This is a genomic window from Clostridium sp., from assembly GCF_016650035.1.
In the GTDB taxonomy this organism is placed as follows: domain Bacteria; phylum Bacillota; class Clostridia; order Clostridiales; family Clostridiaceae; genus Clostridium_AD.
In genome coordinates, this window is record NZ_JAENWM010000164.1 from 1 (window position 1) to 3512 (window position 3512).

The following is a 3512-nucleotide window of genomic DNA, read 5'->3' on the forward strand; positions in this document are numbered from 1 at the left end:
ACGGCTTTTTTAAAATAATGTGTAAAAAAGTCTTTTTGTTATGCCTATAATTAATTTGAGTATAATTCGTTATCCAGATACATATTATTATTTCCTAAATGTGGATATTGTTAATTATTGTTTTCCGACTATACTCTATATTTTAATTCATTTTATACTAAATCTCCTGCATTTTCATTTTTCACATTGATTTTGAATTCCATAGTTACATTAGTGATAGCTTCTTGTGGTCTAATTTATTTATGATATTAAGTATTATACGTTTATAGAAGTTTCTACACCTAAATCATCTTTGTTCGCCTCGAGTATTGGATTTACATATTCACCTATAAAGTCTACAACTTGACTTGGTGCTCTACCTACAAATTTTACTGGGTCAATTACAGCTAAAATCTCTTCTTTTGACATTTTAAAGATATCATCATTAATAATTCTCTCTATAAGGTCATTATTTAAGCCTTCTTCTTTAACACGTCTTGCCGCAGCCATAGAATGAACTCTAATGCTTTCGTGAAGCTCTTGTCTGTCCCCGCCCCTCTTAACAGCTTCCATTAGAATATTTTCTGTAGCCATAAATGGAAGCTCATTATTTACATGAGAAGCAATTACTTTTTCATATACTACCATATTCCCTGTTATATTTATGTATAAATTTAATACTCCATCAAGGGCTAAGAAAGCTTCAGCTACGGATATTCTCTTATTAGCTGAATCATCCAATGTTCTTTCAAACCATTGTGTTGAAGCTGTTATAGCTGGATTTAATGAATTTACTATAATATACCTTGCTAGTGCACTAATTCGCTCAGAACGCATAGGGTTTCTTTTATACGCCATTGCAGAGGATCCAATCTGACTTTTTTCAAAAGGTTCTTCTACTTCTTTCATATTTTGAAGTAATCTTAAATCATTACTGAATTTATATGCACTTTGAGCTATTTCTGACAATGTATTTAGAATTATAGAGTCTAGTTTTCTAGAATAAGTTTGACCAGTAACTGGATATGTATCTTCAAAGCCCATTTTATTCGCTACGTATTTATCTAAGTTTTTTACTTTTTTCTCATCATTATCAAATAAATTCATAAAACTAGCTTGAGTTCCTGTTGTTCCTTTAACACCTCTTAATTTCATCTTATCTATTACAAAGTCTAAATTTTCTAGATCCATTATTAATTCTTGAATCCAAAGAGTTGCCCTTTTACCTACAGTAGTTAATTGAGCTGGCTGTAAATGAGTAAAACCTAAAGTAGGCATATCTTTATACTTTAATGCAAAGTTTGAAGATTTACTAACAACATTTATTAATTTCTTCTTAATTAATAACATAGCTTCTTTCATCACTATTAAGTCGGTATTATCACCTACGTAACAACTAGTAGCCCCTAGATGGATGATTCCCTTTGCGGTGGGACATTGGACCCCATATGCATATACATGGCTCATTACATCATGCCTTATTTCTTTTTCTTTTTCTTCAGCCACTTCATAATTCACGTCATCTACATAAGATTTAAGCTCTTCAATTTGACCTTCTGTAATATTAACTCCTAATTTCCTTTCACCTTCAGCTAGTGCAACCCAAAGCTTCCTCCAAGTTTTAAATTTCATCTCATCTGAAAATAAATAACTCATCTCTTTTGATGCATACCTACTATTTAATGGTGTATTATAAGAATTTCTCATATTTAGCCTCCATACGTACGATTTAGATTATAAAACAATTTTCATTCATATTATAACATACAATATAATGATATTTAATAGAAATATTCGTATATTGCATTTGTGCTCTTCAAAATATTATTTATTATATAAATTTATCAATAATAATATTATATATGTTATGTAGAAATTATTAAATAGTTCTAAAAGATTATATTTCTAATATAATCTATACAACAGAACAATTATAAAAGTTTGGGGGGAATTATGTATAAGCTTAGTATTATAGACAAACTATCGTTCATATTTGTATTGGTGGGTGCTTTAAACTGGGGACTTTTAGGGTTATTAAATTTTAATTTAGTTAGTTTCATTTTTGGATCTGTTCAACTCCTAGCTAGAGCAATATACATTTTAGTAGGATTTTCAGCTGTTAATATTATTGTTTTCATACTTAGAAACAAAAAAATTTAAATCACTTTAATATTAATAGTAAAAATACTCCATAGATTATTATGGAGTATTTTTACTTACTTTAACCAATTATTATTTAAAAGTCAAGTTTTACAAATCTTTTACGTTAATGATATTGAAATTCATTTAGATTTATTGTGTTATGACTTGTAAATAAAACCCCTTCACTTTCTAGAAACATCTTCTGCAAATTATGTGTCTCATAATCTTTTATAACAATCTCTCCTTTTACATTTACAACTCTATGCCAAGGAAGTTTATATTTTTCACTTAATGAATGAAGAATTCTAACCACCTGCCTAGCTCCTCTTGGGCTTCCGGCAATGGCTGCAATTTGACCGTATGTCATCACTTTACCTTCTGGTATGTCTTTTATAATTTCTACAACTCTTTCTGTAAAAGGTTCCATTTTAAACCCCTTTCTAACTTTTTGATGATTATATATTATTTATAGGTTTCACCAATTTTATAATCTATATAGCCCATGTTTCTACTTCTTATTATTAGTAAAAAGTTTATAAGGTGGAATCCTGTGTATCCTAGTAAAAAAAATATAGGATTAAGTTTAATAAGATTAAATCTAACCATTAATATTCCGTATATGATGAGATATTCCGGCTAACGAATAAAATATTTCTATAAATGTAATTTTATTACGCCTTTACATTCATATTTGAAATTTCAGAACCAATTGATTTCTAATATCCCCAATCATCAACTTTCCAATTACCTGTTTTACTATCCCTAATTAATATCCAATTCCAATTGGAAGAAGTTGAATTTGGATCTAAACTCCCATCACCACCTGAAGAATCTACATCAAAATTAGACAGCAAAACAATTACATTCTCAACCTTGACACCATTCACTGAACCTTTACCATTTTTCAAATACCCTTCAATAAAATTATTTGATTTTTCTTCATCATACCATAATTTCGTAAGATTACATCCCTCAAAATCCTTGAATTTTTTATTCACACAATTTATTGCATCATTTATTTCCTCTTCACTAAACTTATCAGATTTTTCAATACTCACTACAACATTATTAGTTTTACCAACTTGGGTAGTATCTTTTGTTGTTTTATTTTCGCTGGATGATGGTGGGGGAGTGTTTGTGCCATCCGTCGCGGTTGCACATGAAACTAGCATTCCTGCCATCAAAGTGGCAACAAGAACAATTGCAAATAACATTACGCCTTCCTTTTTTACTTTCATATCAAAAATTGATGTAAACCGTTGTTTCATAACTTTCTCACCTCCATAAAAATTAGTTGATAGCATTGTCTTTGGATGCAAACTTTTTTGCATGACGCTCAGCATAGACTCAGCATACTGCCTGCGAAAAGCCGCATCAGTATTTTTGATGAC

Annotated in this window: 4 protein-coding genes; 1 reads left to right on the plus strand and 3 read right to left on the minus strand. The window is 29.8% G+C overall.

Annotation, left to right across the window (positions count from 1 at the left end; translation table 11 throughout):
* Nucleotides 1–255 precede the first annotated feature (255 nt).
* The gene (gene purB, locus JJD95_RS19975; RefSeq protein WP_291645253.1) at nucleotides 256–1686 is read right to left on the minus strand and encodes an adenylosuccinate lyase; all 1431 of its coding nucleotides are present in this window, start codon (nucleotides 1684–1686) and stop codon (nucleotides 256–258) included.
* A gap of 246 nt (nucleotides 1687–1932) precedes the next feature.
* Between purB and JJD95_RS19980 the strand changes: the two genes are divergently transcribed.
* The gene (locus JJD95_RS19980; RefSeq protein ID WP_291645255.1) at nucleotides 1933–2139 is read left to right on the plus strand and encodes a DUF378 domain-containing protein; all 207 of its coding nucleotides are present in this window, start codon (nucleotides 1933–1935) and stop codon (nucleotides 2137–2139) included.
* 106 nt (nucleotides 2140–2245) lie between these two features.
* Here JJD95_RS19980 and JJD95_RS19985 read toward each other — a convergent pair whose 3' ends face one another.
* Both JJD95_RS19985 and JJD95_RS19990 read right to left on the minus strand, forming a co-directional pair.
* The gene (locus JJD95_RS19985) at nucleotides 2246–2548 is read right to left on the minus strand and encodes an MGMT family protein (RefSeq protein ID WP_291645256.1); all 303 of its coding nucleotides are present in this window, start codon (nucleotides 2546–2548) and stop codon (nucleotides 2246–2248) included.
* Between the two features lie 289 nt (nucleotides 2549–2837).
* Nucleotides 2838–3512: DUF4829 domain-containing protein (locus tag JJD95_RS19990; RefSeq protein WP_291645259.1), on the minus strand; the 675-nt coding region annotated here is incomplete at its 5' end.

Excerpts from the sequence above, each read along its gene's own strand:
- JJD95_RS19980 (WP_291645255.1), top strand. The coding sequence starts at position 1,933 with ATGTATAAGCTTAGTATTATAGACAAACTATCGTTCATATTTGTATTG.
- JJD95_RS19985 (WP_291645256.1), bottom strand. The coding sequence starts at position 2,548 with ATGGAACCTTTTACAGAAAGAGTTGTAGAAATTATAAAAGACATACCA.
- purB (WP_291645253.1), bottom strand. The coding sequence starts at position 1,686 with ATGAGAAATTCTTATAATACACCATTAAATAGTAGGTATGCATCAAAA.